The sequence below is a fragment of the Pseudoalteromonas sp. MER144-MNA-CIBAN-0113 genome, assembly GCF_040308965.1.
GTDB lineage: Bacteria > Pseudomonadota > Gammaproteobacteria > Enterobacterales > Alteromonadaceae > Pseudoalteromonas > Pseudoalteromonas tetraodonis.
On the sequence record NZ_JBEOOG010000483.1, the window covers coordinates 1 to 251 of the forward strand.

The following is a 251-nucleotide window of genomic DNA, read 5'->3' on the forward strand; positions in this document are numbered from 1 at the left end:
TTGGCATCATCAACATTGGAAAAGCTAAAGCAGCCGATTCAGAAGCTACTGCAAGTAAAACAAATACGCTTAACAACATCCCTAGAAGATGTTGCTCGTCACATTGATAATGGTGATAACCGCAATGTGATCATGAAGAGCCGAAGTGGCACACGATGGCGACTGCCAGTTAAAGGCTCCCAATCACTTGTCAACAACCCTTTCTTTAAACAAATGATCCCCGTCAGTATTGCTGATGTGTTGCGTTATGT

At 43.0% G+C, this 251-nt stretch carries 1 protein-coding gene; it reads left to right on the plus strand.

Annotation, left to right across the window (positions count from 1 at the left end; all coding sequences use genetic code 11):
• Window positions 1-251, plus strand: a 251-nt coding sequence (locus AAEY57_RS20595) for a hypothetical protein (RefSeq protein ID WP_350608736.1), incomplete at both ends; no start/stop codon positions are given.